The sequence below is a fragment of the Photobacterium kishitanii genome, from assembly GCF_003026355.1.
Taxonomy (GTDB): Bacteria; Pseudomonadota; Gammaproteobacteria; order Enterobacterales; family Vibrionaceae; genus Photobacterium; species Photobacterium kishitanii.
In genome coordinates, this window is record NZ_PYON01000006.1 from 170168 (window position 1) to 189444 (window position 19277).

Genomic DNA, 19277 nt, shown 5'->3' on the forward strand with positions numbered 1-19277 from the left:
TTATCAGTGGACATCACGCCAATATTCTTTCTTCAACAATACTGTTAATACTAAGAATACACCAATAAATCCCATAACCCACAGCCCTAAACGCTGGCGTTCAAGCTTCATTGGCTCGGCGGAGTAATCTAAAAAATTCACCAAATCACGTACCGCAGTATCATATTGCTGTGGATTTAACTCACCGCTACCATCGGTTTCGATCCCCATTAATACTTGAGTTGGACTACCATCGATCATCTGAGTCTCATAGATCCTACGTGGTACCCCTTGTAATTCTTCCAGTACATGTGGCATACCTACACTTGGAAAAAGGCTATTGTTGACGCCAAATGGACGACTAGGATCAGCATAAAAAGAATGTAAATAAGTATACAGCCAATCAGTCCCCCGCACTCTGGCAACCATCGTTAAATCGGGCGTAGGGGCACCAAATGAAGTCGCTGCATATTGCTCCGACATTGCATTGGTCATTAAATCACCGATTTTAGCCTTAGGATTAAATATCAAATGCTGTTGCATTAATTCCAATGGAATACCTAAATCGGTAGCAACCCGTTCATAACGTTGATATTGCGTTGAATGACAACCAGCACAATAATTGGTAAACAATTGCGCTCCACGTTGTAAAGAGGCTTGATCTGTCAAATCATTATTCGCCGCTTGCAGACGTACATTTCCACCACCTGCAAATGCTAATGTCGGCACCAAAACCAGTAGTGTTACAATCCATTGCTTCATTTGAATGTTACCCTCTCTGGTAGCGGTTTAGTCGCTTCATTTTTACTGTAGAAAAACAACACAATAAAAAACATAAAATAGGTAAAGCTAAATGTTTGAGCTAACAAGGTGAACATAGGGGTGACGGGTAAAGATCCAAGAATACCCAAGCCAATAAAGCTAATCGTAAATTGAACCAAATTAGCCAAGTGCCATTTACTGCGATAACGGAATGAGCGCACATTGCAGCGATCAAACCAAGGTAATAAGAATAGAAACACAATTGCAGCCCCCATTGCTGCAACACCCAGCAGTTTATCGGGTACAGCGCGCAAAATGGCATAAAATGGAGTGAAATACCAAACGGGGGCAATATGTTCAGGGGTTTTCATCGGATTAGCAGCTTCAAAATTTGGCGCTTCCAAAAAATAGCCGCCCATTTCAGGGGCAAAAAAGATCACATAACTGAAGAAAAGTGCAAACACTGCTACTCCAATTAGATCTTTAACGGTGCCATAAGGATGAAAAGGGATCGAATCAATAATGTCATATTTTTTGGTATAGTCTTCATGAAAAGTAAATTGAGTCTGATAGTCATCCCCTTTACTACCTTTAGGTAACTTAGTATCAATACCATCAGGATTATTTGAACCCACCTCATGCAGCGCTAACACATGCAATACCACCAGCAGTAGTAATACTAATGGTAACGCTATCACGTGTAAGGCAAAAAAACGGTTTAAGGTTGCTCCAGAAATAACATAATCACCTCGAATCCATAAGGTAAGATCATCACCAATCACCGGGATCGCACCAAACAGTGAAATGATAACTTGTGCTCCCCAGTAAGACATTTGTCCCCATGGCAACAAATATCCCATAAAAGCTTCAGCCATCAACACCAAAAATATCAGCATGCCAAATAACCACAATAACTCCCGTGGTTTTTGGTAAGAGCCATAAATTAAGCCACGGAACATGTGTAAATATATCACCACAAAAAATGCTGAAGCGCCGGTAGAATGCATATAACGCAGTAACCACCCATATTCAACATCTCGCATTATGTATTCAACCGAAGCAAATGCACCTTCTGCTGATGGCACATAATTCATGGTTAACCAGATTCCAGTAATAATTTGATTGACTAGCACTAACATCGCTAACGAACCAAATACATACCAAAAATTAAAATTCTTTGGCATTGGATATTGAGACAAGTGCTTACGGTAGGCATTGATCACCGGTAAACGTTTATCGATCCAATCAACTAAACCTGCCATTATACCGTCTCCTTATCAAGCCCAACCAAAATGGTGTTATCGTCTAAGAATTGATACGGTGGAACCACCAGATTAAGAGGAGCAGGTACACCAGCAAATACCCGCCCTGCCATGTCAAATGTAGAACCATGACATGGACAAAAAAAGCCAGCAGCAACGCCACTGACTTGATCACTAAAACTATTCGGTAAATATGTCGGCGAGCAACCAAGATGAGTACAAATACCCACCGCTAAAAAGATTTCTGGCTTTAATGAACGATGTGAATTTTGCGCATAAGTGGGTTGTTGTGGTTCTTCAGAGGCCGGATCACGAAGCTGATCATCGTGAGAAGCTAATTGCTGTAACACCGCTTGGCTGCGACGCACAATCCATACCGGCTTACCGCGCCATTCAACGCGGATCATTTGCCCATCGGCTAATTTGCTAATATTGACTTCAACGGGTGCACCTGCTGCTTTCGCTTTCTCGCTGGGATTCCATGATTTAATAAAAGGCACAGCAATTGCAATCGCACCTATACCTCCAACGATCGAGGTTGTTGCCGTTAGAAAGCGACGTCTTCCATTACTTATTCGCACATTGCTCATCCATTTTCTCCAATAGCTCCTGCTTGGATTTTTATATATCCCTAGCGCTTAGATGCAAACTTAGCCAAACATACCGTAGCAACAATATTGCTACAGTTTTAAATTATCACCAACATTTAAAGAATAAGTAAAGGTCAATATATTCACAAGTTCAAGCTATTGTTTAGCCGCAAATATTGGATATATACCGTTTTTCATTATTATGCATCAAGGTTTATCGAAAAATACGACGTTAGATGTGAGATGTGAGATGCGAGATGCGAGATGCGAGATGCGAGATGCGAGATGCGAGATGCGAGAAAATAACCAATTGAAGCTAATGAGTACCTCTATTGGAAAAAAGGCAAAAAAAAGCCCAACCCGAGGGCTGAGCTTTTCTGTACACAGTAACCAGATAAAATCTGGAAGCGAAAAATTAACGCTTAGAGAACTGTGGACGACGACGTGCTTTACGTAGACCAACTTTCTTACGCTCAACGCAACGAGCGTCGCGAGTAACGTAGCCAGCTGCACGTAGAGCAGGACGTAGAGTTTCATCGTATTCCATAAGAGCACGAGTGATACCGTGACGGATAGCACCAGATTGACCAGTGATACCACCACCTTTAACAGTGATGTATAGGTCAAAATTCTCAGTCATACCTACAAGCTCAAGAGGCTGAAGAACTACCATGCGCGCTGTTGGGCGGCTGAAGTACTCTTCGATGCTACGCTTGTTGATTACGATGTTGCCAGTACCCGGTTTGATGAAAACGCGAGCTGCTGAGCTTTTACGGCGACCAGTGCCGTAGTATTGATTCTCTGCCATTGTCATAATTCCCAATTAGATGTCTAGTACTTTAGGCTGTTGTGCAGCATGGTTGTGCTCAGTACCCGCGTAAACTTTAAGCTTACGGAACATAGCACGGCCTAGAGGACCTTTTGGAAGCATGCCTTTAACAGCAGTTTCAATAACCATTTCTGGTTTCTTAGCAATTAGCTTATCAAAGCTGATTGACTTAAGGCCGCCGATGAAGCCAGTGTGGTGATGGTACATTTTATCTGTACGCTTATTACCAGTTACTGCTACTTTCTCAGCATTGATAACTACAATGTAGTCACCAGTGTCAACGTGTGGAGTGTACTCCGGCTTATGCTTGCCACGTAGACGAGAAGCGATTTCAGTTGAAAGACGACCTAGAGTTTTACCTTCAGCGTCAACAACATACCAGTCACGTTTTACAGTTTCTGGTTTAGCAACGAAAGTTTTCATGCTAATTAATACCCATTATTTAAATAGTTTCACTTACTAGAACCATCAAATGATGATTCCTCTGTTAAGAGCCCAGTCATCACCCCTTCGAGTGGGTGGCACTCCTGGCTTTCGCCATACAGGTACGGTGGGTCGCAAGATTATAGAGAAGGGTGTGGAAAAAATCACCTTTTTTCCCAAAAAAAATGTTTTTTTTTCATATCCACGGTCATTAATTGCTAATTAGACCAATAAATCACAACTTAAAGTGTGCTAATCATACTAAAAGTGCAATAGCCTTGAGTAATTAACAGCAGTAATTAATCCGTTAGATGTGCTCTTGCTAAATATTGCTCACTTTGCATTTCAATTAAGCGTGAACAACAGCGCTCAAATTCAAATAACAATCGTCCTTCAGTATAAAGCTCAATTAATGGCACCGCCGCAGAAATAATCACCGTCACGTTACGCTCATAAAATTCATCGACCATGGCGATGAAACGCCGTGCGGCATCTTGCTCTTTCATCACCATCACATCTGCGATAAGCACGGTGTGATATAACTGTGCAATTTCAATATAATCATTTTGACTACGCGCAGTTTGACATAGCTGATGAAAACTAAACTGCACCACCCCGCTAGCTTCTCGTTGAGTCGTTATTGGACGCTGATTAATAATAATATCTTTAGCGTAATACCGCGGTTCAAAGCTCAGTTGCTCAAAATAACGCGCTAAATTAGCATCGGCTTGTGGTCCTAGTGGCGAATAGTAAATTTCAGCCTGTGCTAAAGAACGCAACCGATAATCAATACCAGCATCAATATTAACCACCAGACAATGTTGTTCAATAAGAGCGATTGCTGGCAGAAACCGTGCACGTTGCAAACCATTTCGATATAAACAATCAGGCGCGATATTTGATGTCGCAACTAAAGTAATCCCCCGTCTAAACAACGCATCAAGTAAAGTAGCTAAAATCATCGCATCGGTAATATCACTAACAAAAAATTCATCGAAACAAATAATATCAGTTTGTTGTTTAAAATTATCAGCCACATGCTCTAACGGATCTTCAGTTCCATCAAGCAGTTGCAACTGCTGATGAACCCGATACATAAAGCGATGAAAATGAATCCGCATTTTTCGTTCTATTGGCAAACAGTCATAAAAGGTATCAACCAAATACGTTTTCCCGCGCCCAACCCCTCCCCAAAAATACAGTCCCGTTACTGGCACGATATCTGCTTGAGTGGTTGTGGTTTGAAATAATGTTTTAGTCGCCGACCATAATCGTTGCCATTCGGTTGTGGCTGGTAATGGGGCAACTGGCGCTATCAACCTATGGTACAAATCATTTAAATGAGTGACGGCCTGAGCCTGAGCAGGGTCTGCAAAAAAATCGAGACGTTGTAGATCTGCATGATATTTATTAAGCGGCGTCTGCTGCTGATTCATTTGAAGTTGTCCCTTTTTATCTTATTTGCCATAAAATTAGAGCATAAATAGTCACAATAGATGATTGAATTTGTTCCATGCGTAACCCGCTCAAGGTATAGTAATAGCGTTATTACCTATTAATAAACAGCACTCTGACTGAAAAAACACGTATTAACATCAAAATCACAAGGAATTATCATGGCTATGAGTTGGATTATTGCAGCTGCTATTTTTATTGCCGGAATCTTTATTGGTTCCATCGTAAGTCGCTTAACCAATAAAAATCAAAATCAACAAATATCATTAAAAAAAGATCTTGATAAATCAAAGTACGAGCTAGAACAATATCGACAAGAACTTGTTGATCATTTTGCTCGTAGCGCAGAGTTATTAGACAACGTATCTAAAGATTACAGTAAACTTTATGAACATATGGCAAAAACATCTGCAGAGCTTATGCCTAATTTACCAACCCAAGACAACCCATTCGCACAACGAATAACCACCTTGGAACAAGTAAAGAATGATAAGCCAATTGAAGATGAAGTCATGGATCATCAACCGCGTGACTACGCAAATGGTGCCACAGGTCTCTTCAGTGATAAAGCAACTACCGTTAGAGAAGATGAAATTGCTACCCCTGAGCAGCAAGTAAAAGCCAGCTAACAGTTAATCACCATATCAATACCTCCACCACAAAACATCACGGTAGAGGGAACTTAATTCCAGTTAACAAGTCATACTTTAACTTGTTAACTTGGAGTTAAATCATGCGTAAAAAAAATCTTTTTCTTATTAGTGCATTAGCTTTAACTGTTAGTGCTCTTTTGTCACCAATCGCCGCTAATGCCGCATTACCAATAGCGGTAAATAGTCAACCACTACCCAGTCTTGCTCCCATGCTTGAACAAGTAACGCCTGCTGTTGTGAGTATCGCAATTGAAGGCAAACAAGTTTCAAAGCAACAAATTCCAGAAGCCTATCGCTTTTTCTTTGGCCCTAATTTTCCAGCCGAGCAAGTTCAAGAACGCCCTTTTCGTGGCTTAGGTTCTGGGGTTATTATTGATGCAGACAAAGGCTATATTGTTACCAACCAGCATGTTATCAATAACGCTGATAAAATAATGGTTCAACTTTATGATGGTAACGAAGTAACGGCGAAGTTGATTGGTAGTGATAAATTATCCGATATCGCCTTGCTACAAATCGATACTCCACAAAAACTAACGGCTATAAAATTAGCCAATTCTGATAAGTTACGTGTGGGGGATTTTGCGATTGCAATTGGTAACCCTTTTGGCCTCGGGCAAACTGTCACCTCCGGTATTGTATCTGCGTTAGGGCGTAGTGGTTTAAACCTTGAAAACATAGAGAATTTCATTCAAACAGATGCCGCAATTAATAGTGGTAACTCTGGTGGCGCACTGATTAACCTTAATGGCGAACTGATCGGTATTAATACTGCAATACTGGCTCCAGATAACGGTAACGTTGGAATTGGTTTTGCTATTCCTGCCAATATGGTGAACAACCTTACCGCGCAAATTATCAAATTTGGTCATGTGCAACGCGGTACATTAGGGGTACAAGGACGTGAACTGACCGCAGAATTAGCCAAAACATTTGGTTATGACACCAATCAGGGTGCGTTTGTAAACCAAGTAATGCCAAATTCTGCCGCACAAAAAGCAGGTCTAAAAGCAGGTGATATCATTACTACAGTTAATGGCAGTCCTATTCGTTCATTCAGTGAGTTACGCGCAAAAATAGCCACATTAGGTGCCGGTAAAACCCTGACACTGCAAGCGATGCGCAATGGTAAATTACAACAATTTACCGTCACTCTGAGTGCTAGCGCTGATAGTATCGTCAAAGCTGATGATCTTCACACTAGCTTAACTGGCGCCCAACTCACAAATGTTACTGTTAACGGTAAGGCCCGCGGCGTTGAAGTTAGCCAACTCACTAAAGGATCGTTAGCTGCACGTTCAGGACTACTCAAAGGTGACATTATTATTGGTCTCAATCGAACTGCAATTAATAACCTCGGCCAACTGCGTAAAGCTCTAGAGCATCCACCTAAAGTCATCGCGCTCGAAATTCAACGCAGTAATAATGTGCTGTATATTATCATTCGTTAGCCATAATTAGCGCTCACTGAGCTGATATTACTGCTTGGCTTTAACGGTGATAATCAACGTCAAAGTTGGTCTCACTCCAGAGGGGTGCTATTCTGTTAGCACCTTTTTATTACCCATTTTATAAGGACTGTTAATGCTGGCATTTATTGGTCGCTCTATTCTCCTCGGCCTTATCACTGCTATTATTGTGCTCATTGCCGTCCCTGATTTACGTCCGACGACGCCAGCGTCCTTATCATTACCCGATAGCGGTTCAACCCCACTTTCTTTTAATTATGCAGTTCGTCGTGCCTCGCCGGCAGTGGTTAATATTTATAATCGTCGTTATGACAATAATAATAGTGAAGAGCGTGAATTACGTACCCAAGGGTTAGGATCTGGCGTTATCATGAGCGATAAAGGCTATATCGTTACTAACTACCATGTTGTTGCTCATGCTGATCAAATCATTGTGGCCTTACAGGATGGACGAGTACTCAATGCCCAATTAATTGGCTTAGATCAGCTCACTGATCTCGCAGTATTAAAAATCAATGCCGATAACTTGCCAGTGATCCCGGTTAATCCCCAATATAAAGCTGCCGTGGGCGATGTGGTACTGGCAATAGGCAACCCTTATAACCTTGGCCAAACTACTACTTTTGGAATTATCTCAGCCACAGGACGCTCAGGCATGAGTTTCTACGGCCCCCAAGATTTCCTCCAAACAGATGCTGCAATTAATAAAGGCAATTCTGGTGGTGCATTAGTCAATACGCGTGGTGAATTAGTTGGCATTAACACTGCCTCTTTCCAACAAGCAACCAATATTGAAACTTATGGTATTTCGTTTGCGATTCCCTACCAGCTGACGATTAAGATCATGCAAAAATTGATTGCTGATGGGCGAGTTATTCGAGGTTGGATTGGTATTCAAGGTCGTGAAATCAACCCGCTAATGGCACGACTTTATGACGTCGCTAAAGTCAATGGCATCATTGTTGATGGTCTAGATCCGACAGGCCCGGCATCAAAAGCAGGGTTTAAGAAAAATGATATCGTGATTGAGATAGCGGGTAAGGAAGTGACTAATGTACAAAGTGTACGTGATATCGTGACTGATATTCGTCCGGGTACCCATATTCAAGTGAAGATATTACGTAATGGCAAACCACTGATGATTCCCGTTACCGTTGCGAATAGGCCACCAATGGCTAACCCGCCTAAATAAGCGCCTATCACGGTACGATTAACCAAAAAACAGCAATAAAAAACCTCGCATGATGCGAGGTTTTTTTATAGCTTGAAACGATGAGTGCTTATTCAGAGATACGTTCGATATTCATACCTAACGCACTGAATTTTTGCTCAATAAATTCGTAACCACGATCGATATGATAAATACGATCAACGATAGTTTCGCCTTTAGCAATACTACCAGCAATCACTAAACTCGCAGAGGCACGTAAATCAGTCGCCATGACTTGGGCGCCACTTAAACCATCAGTATCGCCACAAATCACAGTATTACCTTCGATTTCAGCGTGAGCACCCATACGGATCAATTCAGGAATATGCATAAAACGGTTTTCAAAAATCGTTTCAGTAATAATGCCAGTACCTTTCGCCATTAAATTTAATAGCGAGAATTGGGCTTGCATATCTGTCGGGAAACCAGGATGTGGTGCAGTGCGAATATTAACCGCTTTTAGCTCACGATCCGTCATATCAAGACTGATCCAATCACTGCCAGTTTCAACTAATGCACCAGCTTCATCTAGCTTAGCAAGTACTGCTTCAAGTAATTCAGGCTTGGTATTACGACATACAATCTTACCACCAGATACCGCAGCTGCAACTAAAAAAGTACCTGTTTCAATTCGGTCAGCAACCACTTCATGATAGCCGCCAGCAAGACGTTCAACACCTTCAATGGTGATAGTTGCAGTACCAGCACCCGTAATTTTAGCGCCAATCGCATTTAAGAATGCAGCAGTATCTTCAATCTCTGGCTCACGGGCTGCGTTTTCAATCACAGTCGTGCCTTCAGCTAATGTTGCCGCTGACATAATCGTTACAGTTGCGCCAACACTGACTTTATCCATAACAATATGAGCGCCTTTTAGACGACCATCAACAGCGGCTTTAACATAACCTTCATCTAATGTGATAACAGCACCAAGTTGCTCAAGACCTGCAATATGTAAATCAACTGGACGTGCACCAATAGCGCAACCGCCAGGTAATGACACTTGACCTTGACCAAAACGTGCCACTAATGGACCTAATGCCCAAATAGATGCACGCATGGTTTTCACGAGATCATAAGGGGCACAGAATTCATTAACATCACTCGCGTCGATATGAACCGAAGCACCATTACGGGAAACTTTCACGCCTAAACGCGACAGCAATTCCATGGTGGTATCAATATCACGTAACTGAGGTACATTAGCAATCTCTACTGGACCTTCAGCAAGCAACGCTGAGAATAGAATAGGCAATGCTGCATTTTTAGCACCTGAAATAGACACTTCACCGCTTAATGGGCCACTGCCCTGAATACGAAACTTTTGCATCATTTAGCTCTCTATAACGACATTAATTTTTTATCACGCGCCCATTCTTCAGGCGTAAATGTTTTAATACTTAACGCGTGAATGTCGTTTGCTGCAATACGATCCATTAATGGACCATAAATTGTTTGTTGTTTTTTAACACGGCTCATGCCGTCAAATAAGGTACCCACTGCGATCACTTGGTAGTGGCTACCTTCACCTTTAACGATGATTTCATCAACGTCTAAAGCGCTTTCTAGAATTTGTTTAATTTCAGAGATTTCCACAAGCTATCCTCTCTACAGCTTACTCCATGCAAGCTGCTAACATTGGTTCGATATGGCTTAAGCGAAACAGCGTCTTAAGCTGCTGAGGTACATTATGTAACATCACACCACTTCCCGCTTGCTCAAGTTGCTGGCACAAATGTAGCAACATTACCATGCCTGCGGAGTCAACTCGAGACAAGTCAGCAAGATCGATGGTTAAGCGCTTATTATGTGGCATCCATTGGTGTCTTTGACGCCAGAAATCAGGCACTGTGTCACGATCTAATACCCCTGACAAGTGGTATTGCCCTTCCGCAATGACCTGCCAACAAATCTTATCAACAGCCATGGTTAGTTGTTCTCTATTTGGATCGGTTTCGCCGCCAAATCACGTAAACTTTGCGTCACAGCATCAATACCTTTGGTACGTAGCTGACCGCTCCATTCACTTTGTTTAGTTGAAAGCATACTGACACCTTCAGCTACCATGTCAAATCCCTGCCATTCTTTGGTTTTTTTATTCAAACGTAATTTGAAATCAAGACGAATAGGCGGACGTTGTGGATCAACAATATCGACTCGAACAGAAATAATACTCCGATCAGCAGGTACTGGTTTTGGTGATTCTAATTCAATTTTTTGATCAGTATATTGAGTAAGAACTTGTGCATACGACGCAACTAAGTAATCAGTAAAAGCAGCAGTAAATGCATCACGCTGCTCAGCAGTTGTATTACGTAAATTAGAGCCTAATACTTTGTAAGCAGCATAACGGGTATTAATATATGGTAATAACTCTTGCTTAACGATCAGTCGTAATTCTTCTGGGTTCGCTCTAATTTTTGTTTGTTCAGCTTTTAAGGTACCAAACAAATGTGCAGATACTTTATCCATCATTTGATAAGGGTTAGTCTGATCAATCGTCGCCGCTTGTGCTAGCATTGGTATTGCCAATAAACACAGCATTAAGCCTCGTACAAATTTCATAGTGGTTCTCCTCATTATTTCTTATCGCCGCCAAGGCTATACAGCACTTGACCAATCATATCTTCTAATACTAACGCGGATTTAGTGTCTTCAATTAAATCACCGTTATGTAGCATCTCAGTATCAGTATCTATAAACCCAGGACGAATACCTAAGTACTGCTCACCCAATAACCCTGAGGTTAGGATCGACGCAGAGCTCGTTTCAGGGAAATAACCAAACTTTTTATTGATTTCTAAAGTCACAATCGGCACGTAAGTTTGCTTATCTAACGTAATCGCTGTTACTTCACCGACAGTAACACCACCAACCTTGACCGGTGAACGTACTTTCAAACCACCAATATTGTCAAAATGGGCTTTGAGGGTATAAGTTTCTGTACTACCGAAACTTTGTACGTTAGCGACTTTAAACGCTAACACTAATAAGGCACTAATGCCGGCTAGCATAAAAACGCCAACCCACAACTCTAATCGTCTATTTTGTTGCATTGTCTTTATCCATGTAATTTATGCCGTCGTATGCATGCGGCTAAGTGAATGTTTAGCTACCAAACATTAATGCTGTTAACACAAAATCAAGTCCCAGTACCGCCAATGATGAATTAACTACTGTACGAGTTGTTGCACGGCTGATCCCCTCCGACGTGGGTACGGCATCATAACCATTAAAGACTGCAATCCAAGTTATCACGATGGCAAACACGACTGACTTGATAATGCTATTACCAATATCAGTACTGAAATCAACAGATGATTGCATCACTGACCAGAAGCTACCGTAATCAATGCCTTTCCAATCAACACCAACTAACTGTGCCCCCCAAAGTCCAATTAAAGAGAACATCAGTGCCAATAATGGCATTGAAATTACCCCCGCCCAAAAACGTGGTGCAATCACTCGACGTAGCGGATCGACGGCCATCATTTCCATGCTCGATAATTGTTCTGTGGTTTTCATCAGTCCAATTTCAGCGGTCAATGCTGAGCCTGCTCGACCTGCAAATAACAAGGCTGTGACCACAGGCCCCAATTCACGCAGTAATGATAATGCCACCATTTGCCCAAGGCTAGTTTCGGCACCATAACCCGCTAGCACCAAATAACCTTGAAGGCTTAACACCATACCGATAAATAATCCCGAGACTAAAATAATCGCCATTGATAACACCCCAACTGAATACAGTTGTTTGATTAATAATGGCAACATTTTTTTCGGTTGTGGCTTACACACTAACGCGCCATATAACATCAAGCTTGCACGCCCGCATGCTTGACACTTTTCAATGGTCGCTCGTCCCAATCGGGAAATAGCATCAATAATCATTTTTTGCTCATATTCTTTGTTGTAATAGACTGATGCCATAACGACTATCAGAACCACACATTAACCAAACAAATCATCACTTAATGGCTGTGCTGGAAATTGAAACGGCACTGGACCATCCGCATCACCATCTAAAAATTGACGTACCTGAGGATTAGTATCTGCACGTAATTGATTCGGTGTCCCACTGCCAATGATCTTAGCACCGGAGAGAATATACACATGATCAGCAATGCTCATCACTTCAGGCACATCGTGCGATACAATTACTGAAGTAATATTTAATGCTTGATTAAGATCGCGGATTAATTTGACCAATACACCCATAGTAATCGGATCTTGACCAACAAAAGGTTCATCGTACATCATCAAATCAGGATCAAGCGCAATCGCACGAGCCAATGCAGCTCGACGTGCCATACCACCAGATAACTCATTGGGCATTAATTGTGCCGCACCACGTAACCCTACCGCTTCTAATTTTAAGAGCACTAAGGTGCGTAGCAAATCTTCAGGTAACTGTGCGTGTTCACGTAATGGAAACGCGACATTATCGAATACTGTCATATCAGTAAATAATGCCCCTGATTGAAATAGCATACTCATTCGTTTACGCGCTTGATAAAGTTCACTGCGACGTAATGTTGGTATATTCCATTGATCAAACCACACCTCACCACTATCAGGCGCAATCTGACCGCCAATTAAACGTAATAAGGTGGTTTTGCCGATCCCTGACGGCCCCATAATCGCGGTAACTTTTCCGCGTGGAATATCAAGGCTAATATCATCAAAAATAACTCGACTTCCTCGAGAGAAGCTCATATTTTTAATCGAAACAAGTACATCATCATTGAGCATTATGTTTACGTTACCTCTAGCTAACTAGCTTGCGTAAGCGATGAATATTGATGTTATCTGACACAATCGTGCTTCATACCTCTTCATAATAAACATCTGAAAAACAATCAGTAGGTATTATAAAAATAGAGCGCCGATGATAGGAGGAATTAACTATCAACTCAACCTAAGCGCGGTATTATCACGCTTTAATGGTGGATTTTTATCAAAAATAAAACATTTACCATAAAAACGGCACTAACAGCACGATTTCAGCCTAAAACAAATCATAGCGATTGTAATTTTGACACAATAAAACATCGTTTTAATAGTGTAAATAGTCAAACTGCTATTTCTCGCCTCAATTGGTTGTGATTCAGCGATGGTTTACCAAGATCGTTACTATAAAACCGCCTCAAGATGATAATTAGTATTGGCTTATGCTTCCCTTTTGCATGAGTTAACGTCAAAATTAGCAACTCAAATTGGAAATATTTCATCAATTGACTGAAATTCGCTCTTTAGCGAGTCGTACTGAAAAGGAATTAACATGCTAGAAGCCATTGTGTTGCTCTGTATCGGATTAGCTTTACTGGTTTGGAGTGCCGATAGATTGGTATATGGTGCGGCGGCACTAGCAAAAAATTTTGGTGTTGCGCCACTAGTTATTGGTATGACAATTCTAGCTATGGGATCATCTGCACCAGAAATGATGGTATCGGCTACCGCAGCCCTTGCTGATAAAACCGATACTGCAGTTGGTAACGTGTTAGGTTCAAATATTGCCAATATCGCGTTAATTCTCGGTATCACCGCAATAATCAAACCATTGTGCATAAGTTCAACCATTATTCGCCGCGAACTACCAATAATGCTTGGGGTTACGGTTATCGCCGGTGCTGTTCTATGGGATAATTATTTAAGCCGTAATGAAGGTATTATCTTAGCAGTACTGTTTGGCCTGTTCTTAATCGTAATGCTAAAAATCAGTCGTGGCAGTAAAAGTGATCCTTTAGTTGAAGAACAACAAGCAGATATTCCAACTGGGGTGACTAATACTAAGGCTATTATTTGGGTTTTTATTGGCTTAGGTCTCTTATTATACTCTTCAGACATGGTGGTTGAGTCAGCAGTTACTATCGCTAAATACTTCGGCATGAGTGATTTAGTGATTGGCTTAACGATTATTGCTGTCGGTACCAGCTTACCTGAACTTGCCGCCTCAATTGCGAGTGTCTTTAAGGGCGAAGATGATATGGCAGTTGGTAATATTATCGGCTCCAATATTTTTAATATCTTAGCGGTAATGGGCATTCCCGGATTACTGAATCCATCCGCATTAAGTCCACTGGCTATGAGCCGTGACTTTTATGTTATGTTGGCTATTTCAATTTTATTACTGCTAATGGCACTCGGAAAACGACGCCAAATTAGTCGTATTGAAGGCGGAATATTAGTGGTTTGCTTTATTGCTTATCAAGCATTCTTGTTTCTAAATATTGCCGCATAAAGGAGTTTTTTCTGATGTCTGGTCAATTTGATTTTTGCAGCTATGGTAAAAAGGTACTCGATACTGAGTTACAAGCCCTTGAAAAAATCCGTCATTATATTGATAGCAGCTTTAGCCAAGCTTGTGAGTTAATCTTACATTGCCAAGGGAAAGTTATCGTGATGGGGATGGGGAAATCAGGTCACATTGGGCGAAAAATAGCAGCAACATTGGCCAGCACAGGAACCCCTGCTTTCTTTGTTCACCCTGGTGAAGCCAGCCATGGTGACTTAGGTATGATTAAAAAAAATGATGTCGTGATTGCGATTTCTAATTCAGGCGAAGCGACTGAAATCCTCGCTTTATTGCCCGTCATTAAACGGCTTGGTATTGCAATGATCAGCGTAACAGGTAAACCCGAATCTAGTATGGCAAAAATGGCACAAGTGCATCTTCAAGTAACGGTAGATAAAGAAGCTTGCCCACTAAATCTAGCGCCAACCTCTAGTACTACAGCCACGCTGGTTATGGGTGATGCGGTCGCAATTGCAGTTATGGAAGCGCGCGGCTTTACTGCTGATGATTTTGCACTTTCTCACCCTGGCGGGGCGTTAGGTCGCAAATTATTACTTCGCATTGCAGATGTTATGCATAGTGGCGAGTTGCTACCTATGATTGAGGAGCATGCCAGCATCAAAGATGCATTGTTAGAAATATCACACAAAGGCTTAGGCATGACGGCAATTGTTGATCATAACCAACAATTACGTGGTATTTTTACTGACGGTGATTTACGACGCTTACTGGATAATCATGTTGATATTCACAACACCAGTATTGGTACAGTGATGTCGACTAACCCACGAACTATTTCGCCACAACTATTAGCCGCAGAAGGGCTAAAATTAATGGAAGATAACAAAATTAATGGCTTATTGGTGACCGAAAATAACCAATTAGTTGGGGCGCTAAATATGCACGATTTACTTAAAGCCGGCGTCATGTAACGCTATTATAAAGCGTATACCTATTTAGAAACTATCGGTAACATCTAAGACAATAAAGGCTTAAGTCTATGACTTTTAAAAAGCTACTCTATGTACTGCTAATGATTATATGTGCATGGCTCAGCTACTATCTACTTGAACAACATTGGCGACAAGATGTCCAAGTAACACCTAATGACGAAAAACCGATGTTTATTGGTAATAAAGTCAGTAACACTAGTTTCAATTTGAAAGGCGTACGCCAATATCAAATTGATGCTGAGCACCTTGAGCATTTCAACGTTAGTGGTATCACTACGTTCACTAAACCAGTGCTATGGGTATTTAAGCAAGGTCAAAATGCTGAGTGGCGAGTAAGTGCTAACAACGCCAAACTAGAGTCAGATAAAATCTTACACCTTCAAGGTAATGTGCGTATTTTTAACTTATTACCTGATTCAGATATTCAGGTTATTAAAACAAATAATCTACGCTTAAATTTAGTTAATAAAGATTTTGATACCAATGATCATGTCACAATCAATGGCCCTGTTTTTCAAAATGAAGGCGATGGCATGAAAGGTAATATGGATCGTAATGTGGCAACTCTCTTAAAAAATGTAAAAGGTAGATATGAACCGACTAAAAATTAGTACTCTACTATGCTTGTTGTGTATCAGTGCACCAACATGGGCTATGAAAAGTGATACCAAGCAACCCATTTATATTGATTCAGACAGTCAACAAGTTGATATGCCGAATAATATTGTCACTTTTATCGGTAATGTTAAGTTGCGCCAAGGTACGATTGATATTCGCGCCAATAAAGTCGTTGTGACTCAACCAAATGCTAAATCCAAGCAGCAAACGATCATGGCATATGGAAAACCGGCAACTTTCCATCAAATAATGGAAGACGGTAAACCTCTTGATGGTGAAGCGCTTACGATGCACTATGAAACAGCGACTGAACGCCTAAAAATGACAGGAAAAGCTCAACTTAATCAAGACGGTAGCAATATTAAAGGTAATATCATCACCTACAATATTCGTGACCAACGCCTAGTAGCAGAAAGCGGCAACAAAGAGCGTGTCACCACGGTGATACTACCAAGTCAATTAAACAATAATAAGAAATAAACATCATTTATGGCTATTCTAAAAGCTGAACACCTTGCAAAAAGTTACAACGGGCGCAAAGTCGTTTCCGATGTAAGTCTTGAGGTAGAATCAGGAAAAATTGTTGGTTTACTTGGTCCTAATGGCGCCGGTAAAACCACTTCATTTTATATGATCGTTGGCTTAGTTAGCCGCGATGAAGGCACTATCACCATCGATGGAGAAGATATTAGCCTACAACCAATGCATAACCGTTCACGAATGGGTATTGGCTATTTACCCCAAGAAGCATCAATCTTTCGTCGATTAACGGTTTATGACAACTTAATGGCGGTGCTAGAAACCCGTAAAGAGCTCACCAAAGAAGGTCGACAAGACAAAGCTGAAGAGTTATTGGATGAGTTTAATATCCAACACATTCGCGATAGTTTAGGACAAGCATTATCAGGTGGTGAGCGTCGTCGAGTTGAAATCGCTCGCGCATTAGCAGCAAATCCGAAATTTATTCTACTTGATGAGCCATTTGCAGGTGTCGACCCTATTTCAGTTATCGATATCAAAAAGATCATTAAACATTTACGGGATCGTGGGTTAGGGGTATTAATTACTGACCATAATGTCCGTGAAACACTGGATGTCTGTGAACATGCTTATATTGTAAGCCAAGGCCATCTTATCGCTAATGGCACCCCGGATCATGTACTCAATCATGAGCACGTTAAACGGGTTTATCTTGGTGATCAGTTCCGTCTCTAGCATTCACTATTGATTACAGATACTAACAACAATAACAATAAGGTGTATCAACGTTAATGAAAACTTCGCTCCAACTTAAGCTCGGTCAACAGTTAGCAATGACGCCTCAGCTACAACAAGCCATTCGCTTGTTGCAGCTATCTACGTTGGAACTCCAACAAGAAATTCAAGAAGCGCTTGATGGTAACCCTCTCCTAGAGCTCGATGAAACACTTGATGCGGATGAAGTCAGCACTAACAATGACACCTCCACCGCAGAAACCACCACTAACGACAGCAGTGAAAATCTCGACGATATTGAAAGCTTTGATACAGCAGAAGCACTAGAAACGCGCGAACTACCCACTGAACTCCCTGTTGATAGCACTTGGGATGATGTTTACAGTGCCGGCACAGGTAGTGCTGGCATTGCGATTGATGACGACATTCCTGTGTATCAAGGTGAAACCACCGAATCACTACAAGATTACTTAATGTGGCAAGTGCATCTAACCCCATTTAGTGAAACGGATTTAGCCATTGCGACCGCCATTATCGATGCGGTTAATGAAAAAGGCTATCTCAGCTGCACTACTGCTGAAATTCTTGAGAACTTCGAAGATGAAGAGCTTGAGATTGAACTTGATGAAGTAGAGGCTGTACTTAAACGAGTACAGCAATTTGATCCTCTCGGGGTCGCCTCTCGTAATTTACAAGAATGTTTATTACTGCAACTTGCCACTTATCCAACCCAGACCCAATGGCTTACTGAAGCTAAAACGCTATTGCGCGAACACATTAATTTATTAGGCAATCGCGATTATCGTCAGCTAATGCGAGAGACCAAGCTCAAAGAGCCAGAACTTAAAGCGGTAATGGATCTGATCCATAGCTTAGATCCTCGCCCAGGTAACCGCGTAATATCAACTGAAACTGAATACGTTATTCCCGACGTGTCAGTATTTAAAGAGAATGGCAAATGGGTCGTCAGTATTAACCCTGATAGCATTCCACGCATCAAAGTTAATCAGCAATATGCCGCATTGAGTAACAACACCCGTAATAGTGCTGATGGCCAATTTATCCGCACCCACCTACAAGACGCTAAATGGCTAATTAAAAGCCTTGAAAGTCGCAATGAAACCTTGCTCAAAGTTGCTCGCTGTATTGTAGAACAACAGCAAGATTTTTTTGAATTTGGTGAAGAAGCCATGAAACCGATGGTTCTTAACGACATCGCTCTTGCGGTTGAAATGCACGAATCCACCATATCCCGAGTCACTACACAAAAATATATGCATACACCTCGGGGTATTTTTGAATTGAAATACTTCTTCTCAAGTCATGTCAGTACGGATAATGGCGGTGAATGTTCATCGACAGCTATTCGCGCACTGGTGAAGAAACTTGTTGCTGCTGAAAATCAGGCTAAACCCCTGAGTGACAGCAAAATTGCGACTTTATTGGCAGAACAAGGGATCATGGTTGCGCGACGAACTATCGCTAAGTACCGTGAATCTTTAGGAATTCCGCCATCAAATCAGCGAAAATGTCTGATCTAAATCGGATCAGCGCCAACAAAAGG

General features: G+C 41.4%; 22 protein-coding genes. 9 read left to right on the top strand and 13 right to left on the bottom strand.

Annotation, left to right across the window (positions count from 1 at the left end; all coding sequences use genetic code 11):
* Nucleotides 1–3 precede the first annotated feature (3 nt).
* The 6 genes from C0W29_RS09250 to zapE all read right to left on the bottom strand — a co-directional run bounded on the left by C0W29_RS09250 (nt 4) and on the right by zapE (nt 5281).
* Entirely contained in the window at nt 4–741 is a 738-nt protein-coding gene (locus C0W29_RS09250) for a cytochrome c1 (protein ID WP_045042561.1), read from the bottom strand.
* Nucleotides 738–2003 (bottom strand): cytochrome b, encoded by a 1266-nt coding sequence (locus tag C0W29_RS09255; RefSeq protein WP_045042560.1) that lies wholly within the window; start codon nt 2001–2003, stop codon nt 738–740. The genes C0W29_RS09250 and C0W29_RS09255 overlap by 4 nt, the downstream gene beginning before the upstream one ends.
* Nucleotides 2003–2593: a ubiquinol-cytochrome c reductase iron-sulfur subunit gene (petA, locus tag C0W29_RS09260; protein ID WP_045042559.1), complete on the bottom strand. Its 591-nt coding sequence runs from the start codon at nt 2591–2593 to the stop codon at nt 2003–2005. Before petA ends, C0W29_RS09255 begins: the two co-directional genes overlap by 1 nt.
* 415 nt (nt 2594–3008) lie before the next feature.
* Nucleotides 3009–3401, bottom strand: coding sequence for a 30S ribosomal protein S9 (gene rpsI, locus C0W29_RS09270; protein ID WP_036793177.1), 393 nt, complete (start codon nt 3399–3401; stop codon nt 3009–3011).
* A gap of 15 nt (nt 3402–3416) precedes the next feature.
* Nucleotides 3417–3845, bottom strand: a complete 429-nt coding sequence (gene rplM / locus C0W29_RS09275) for a 50S ribosomal protein L13 (protein ID WP_036793176.1) — start codon at nt 3843–3845, stop codon at nt 3417–3419.
* 299 nt (nt 3846–4144) lie between these two features.
* Nucleotides 4145–5281 (bottom strand): cell division protein ZapE, encoded by a 1137-nt coding sequence (gene zapE, locus C0W29_RS09280; RefSeq protein ID WP_045044936.1) that lies wholly within the window; start codon nt 5279–5281, stop codon nt 4145–4147.
* 186 nt (nt 5282–5467) lie between these two features.
* Between zapE and zapG the strand changes: the two genes are divergently transcribed.
* The 3 genes from zapG (at nt 5468) to degS (ending at nt 8614) form a co-directional block, all read left to right on the top strand.
* Nucleotides 5468–5929, top strand: a complete 462-nt coding sequence (zapG, locus tag C0W29_RS09285; RefSeq protein ID WP_045042602.1) for a Z-ring associated protein ZapG — start codon at nt 5468–5470, stop codon at nt 5927–5929.
* Between the two features lie 104 nt (nt 5930–6033).
* Nucleotides 6034–7404 carry a Do family serine endopeptidase gene (locus C0W29_RS09290; RefSeq protein ID WP_036793172.1) on the top strand — a complete coding sequence of 457 codons (1371 nt, stop codon included), beginning with the start codon at nt 6034–6036 and terminating at the stop codon, nt 7402–7404.
* 133 nt (nt 7405–7537) lie between these two features.
* Nucleotides 7538–8614 (top strand): outer membrane-stress sensor serine endopeptidase DegS, encoded by a 1077-nt coding sequence (gene degS, locus C0W29_RS09295; RefSeq protein WP_036793171.1) that lies wholly within the window; start codon nt 7538–7540, stop codon nt 8612–8614.
* Nucleotides 8615–8702: 88 nt separating this feature from the next.
* On the opposite strand, the gene murA is transcribed toward degS, so the two are convergent.
* Genes murA through mlaF form a run of 7 tightly spaced genes read right to left on the bottom strand, consistent with a single transcriptional unit; the run spans nt 8703 to nt 13384 of the window.
* Nucleotides 8703–9962 (bottom strand): UDP-N-acetylglucosamine 1-carboxyvinyltransferase, encoded by a 1260-nt coding sequence (gene murA / locus C0W29_RS09300; protein WP_045042601.1) that lies wholly within the window; start codon nt 9960–9962, stop codon nt 8703–8705.
* Between the two features lie 11 nt (nt 9963–9973).
* Nucleotides 9974–10228, bottom strand: a complete 255-nt coding sequence (ibaG, locus tag C0W29_RS09305) for a BolA family iron metabolism protein IbaG (RefSeq protein ID WP_036793169.1) — start codon at nt 10226–10228, stop codon at nt 9974–9976.
* A 19-nt stretch (nt 10229–10247) separates the two neighbouring features.
* Nucleotides 10248–10559 (bottom strand): STAS domain-containing protein, encoded by a 312-nt coding sequence (locus C0W29_RS09310; protein WP_045042556.1) that lies wholly within the window; start codon nt 10557–10559, stop codon nt 10248–10250.
* 2 nt (nt 10560–10561) lie between these two features.
* The gene (mlaC, locus tag C0W29_RS09315; protein ID WP_045044937.1) at nt 10562–11197 is read right to left on the bottom strand and encodes a phospholipid-binding protein MlaC; all 636 of its coding nucleotides are present in this window, start codon (nt 11195–11197) and stop codon (nt 10562–10564) included.
* A 14-nt stretch (nt 11198–11211) separates the two neighbouring features.
* A complete protein-coding gene (mlaD, locus tag C0W29_RS09320) occupies nt 11212–11688 on the bottom strand; it encodes an outer membrane lipid asymmetry maintenance protein MlaD (protein ID WP_036793162.1) in 477 nt (158 codons plus the stop codon).
* A gap of 52 nt (nt 11689–11740) precedes the next feature.
* A complete protein-coding gene (mlaE, locus tag C0W29_RS09325) occupies nt 11741–12523 on the bottom strand; it encodes a lipid asymmetry maintenance ABC transporter permease subunit MlaE (RefSeq protein ID WP_036796214.1) in 783 nt (260 codons plus the stop codon).
* Between the two features lie 60 nt (nt 12524–12583).
* Nucleotides 12584–13384 (bottom strand): phospholipid ABC transporter ATP-binding protein MlaF, encoded by an 801-nt coding sequence (gene mlaF / locus C0W29_RS09330; RefSeq protein ID WP_036793161.1) that lies wholly within the window; start codon nt 13382–13384, stop codon nt 12584–12586.
* A 529-nt stretch (nt 13385–13913) separates the two neighbouring features.
* Between mlaF and C0W29_RS09335 the strand changes: the two genes are divergently transcribed.
* From C0W29_RS09335 to C0W29_RS09360, 6 genes are all read left to right on the top strand, one after another.
* Complete coding sequence (locus C0W29_RS09335; protein ID WP_045042553.1) at nt 13914–14873, top strand: calcium/sodium antiporter; 960 nt, start codon at nt 13914–13916, stop codon at nt 14871–14873.
* A 14-nt stretch (nt 14874–14887) separates the two neighbouring features.
* Entirely contained in the window at nt 14888–15859 is a 972-nt protein-coding gene (locus C0W29_RS09340; RefSeq protein WP_045044938.1) for a KpsF/GutQ family sugar-phosphate isomerase, read from the top strand.
* 68 nt (nt 15860–15927) lie between these two features.
* Nucleotides 15928–16491 carry an LPS export ABC transporter periplasmic protein LptC gene (gene lptC, locus C0W29_RS09345; RefSeq protein WP_045042551.1) on the top strand — a complete coding sequence of 188 codons (564 nt, stop codon included), beginning with the start codon at nt 15928–15930 and terminating at the stop codon, nt 16489–16491.
* Nucleotides 16472–16978: a lipopolysaccharide transport periplasmic protein LptA gene (lptA, locus tag C0W29_RS09350; protein ID WP_045042550.1), complete on the top strand. Its 507-nt coding sequence runs from the start codon at nt 16472–16474 to the stop codon at nt 16976–16978. Before lptC ends, lptA begins: the two co-directional genes overlap by 20 nt.
* A gap of 9 nt (nt 16979–16987) precedes the next feature.
* A complete protein-coding gene (gene lptB, locus C0W29_RS09355; RefSeq protein WP_036793152.1) occupies nt 16988–17713 on the top strand; it encodes an LPS export ABC transporter ATP-binding protein in 726 nt (241 codons plus the stop codon).
* Between the two features lie 98 nt (nt 17714–17811).
* Entirely contained in the window at nt 17812–19254 is a 1443-nt protein-coding gene (locus C0W29_RS09360; RefSeq protein WP_373455695.1) for an RNA polymerase factor sigma-54, read from the top strand.
* Nucleotides 19255–19277: the final 23 nt, after the last annotated feature.

Coding starts and splice junctions, on each gene's coding strand:
- C0W29_RS09250 (WP_045042561.1), bottom strand. CDS start 741: ATGAAGCAATGGATTGTAACACTACTGGTTTTGGTGCCGACATTAGCA.
- C0W29_RS09290 (WP_036793172.1), top strand. CDS start 6,034: ATGCGTAAAAAAAATCTTTTTCTTATTAGTGCATTAGCTTTAACTGTT.
- rplM (WP_036793176.1), bottom strand. CDS start 3,845: ATGAAAACTTTCGTTGCTAAACCAGAAACTGTAAAACGTGACTGGTAT.
- C0W29_RS09335 (WP_045042553.1), top strand. CDS start 13,914: ATGCTAGAAGCCATTGTGTTGCTCTGTATCGGATTAGCTTTACTGGTT.
- murA (WP_045042601.1), bottom strand. CDS start 9,962: ATGCAAAAGTTTCGTATTCAGGGCAGTGGCCCATTAAGCGGTGAAGTG.
- mlaD (WP_036793162.1), bottom strand. CDS start 11,688: ATGCAACAAAATAGACGATTAGAGTTGTGGGTTGGCGTTTTTATGCTA.
- mlaE (WP_036796214.1), bottom strand. CDS start 12,523: ATGATTATTGATGCTATTTCCCGATTGGGACGAGCGACCATTGAAAAG.
- C0W29_RS09360 (WP_373455695.1), top strand. CDS start 17,812: ATGACGCCTCAGCTACAACAAGCCATTCGCTTGTTGCAGCTATCTACG.
- C0W29_RS09255 (WP_045042560.1), bottom strand. CDS start 2,003: ATGGCAGGTTTAGTTGATTGGATCGATAAACGTTTACCGGTGATCAAT.
- mlaF (WP_036793161.1), bottom strand. CDS start 13,384: ATGCTCAATGATGATGTACTTGTTTCGATTAAAAATATGAGCTTCTCT.
- C0W29_RS09340 (WP_045044938.1), top strand. CDS start 14,888: ATGTCTGGTCAATTTGATTTTTGCAGCTATGGTAAAAAGGTACTCGAT.
- rpsI (WP_036793177.1), bottom strand. CDS start 3,401: ATGGCAGAGAATCAATACTACGGCACTGGTCGCCGTAAAAGCTCAGCA.
- petA (WP_045042559.1), bottom strand. CDS start 2,593: ATGAGCAATGTGCGAATAAGTAATGGAAGACGTCGCTTTCTAACGGCA.
- lptC (WP_045042551.1), top strand. CDS start 15,928: ATGACTTTTAAAAAGCTACTCTATGTACTGCTAATGATTATATGTGCA.
- mlaC (WP_045044937.1), bottom strand. CDS start 11,197: ATGAAATTTGTACGAGGCTTAATGCTGTGTTTATTGGCAATACCAATG.
- C0W29_RS09310 (WP_045042556.1), bottom strand. CDS start 10,559: ATGGCTGTTGATAAGATTTGTTGGCAGGTCATTGCGGAAGGGCAATAC.
- zapG (WP_045042602.1), top strand. CDS start 5,468: ATGAGTTGGATTATTGCAGCTGCTATTTTTATTGCCGGAATCTTTATT.
- lptB (WP_036793152.1), top strand. CDS start 16,988: ATGGCTATTCTAAAAGCTGAACACCTTGCAAAAAGTTACAACGGGCGC.
- lptA (WP_045042550.1), top strand. CDS start 16,472: ATGAACCGACTAAAAATTAGTACTCTACTATGCTTGTTGTGTATCAGT.
- zapE (WP_045044936.1), bottom strand. CDS start 5,281: ATGAATCAGCAGCAGACGCCGCTTAATAAATATCATGCAGATCTACAA.
- degS (WP_036793171.1), top strand. CDS start 7,538: ATGCTGGCATTTATTGGTCGCTCTATTCTCCTCGGCCTTATCACTGCT.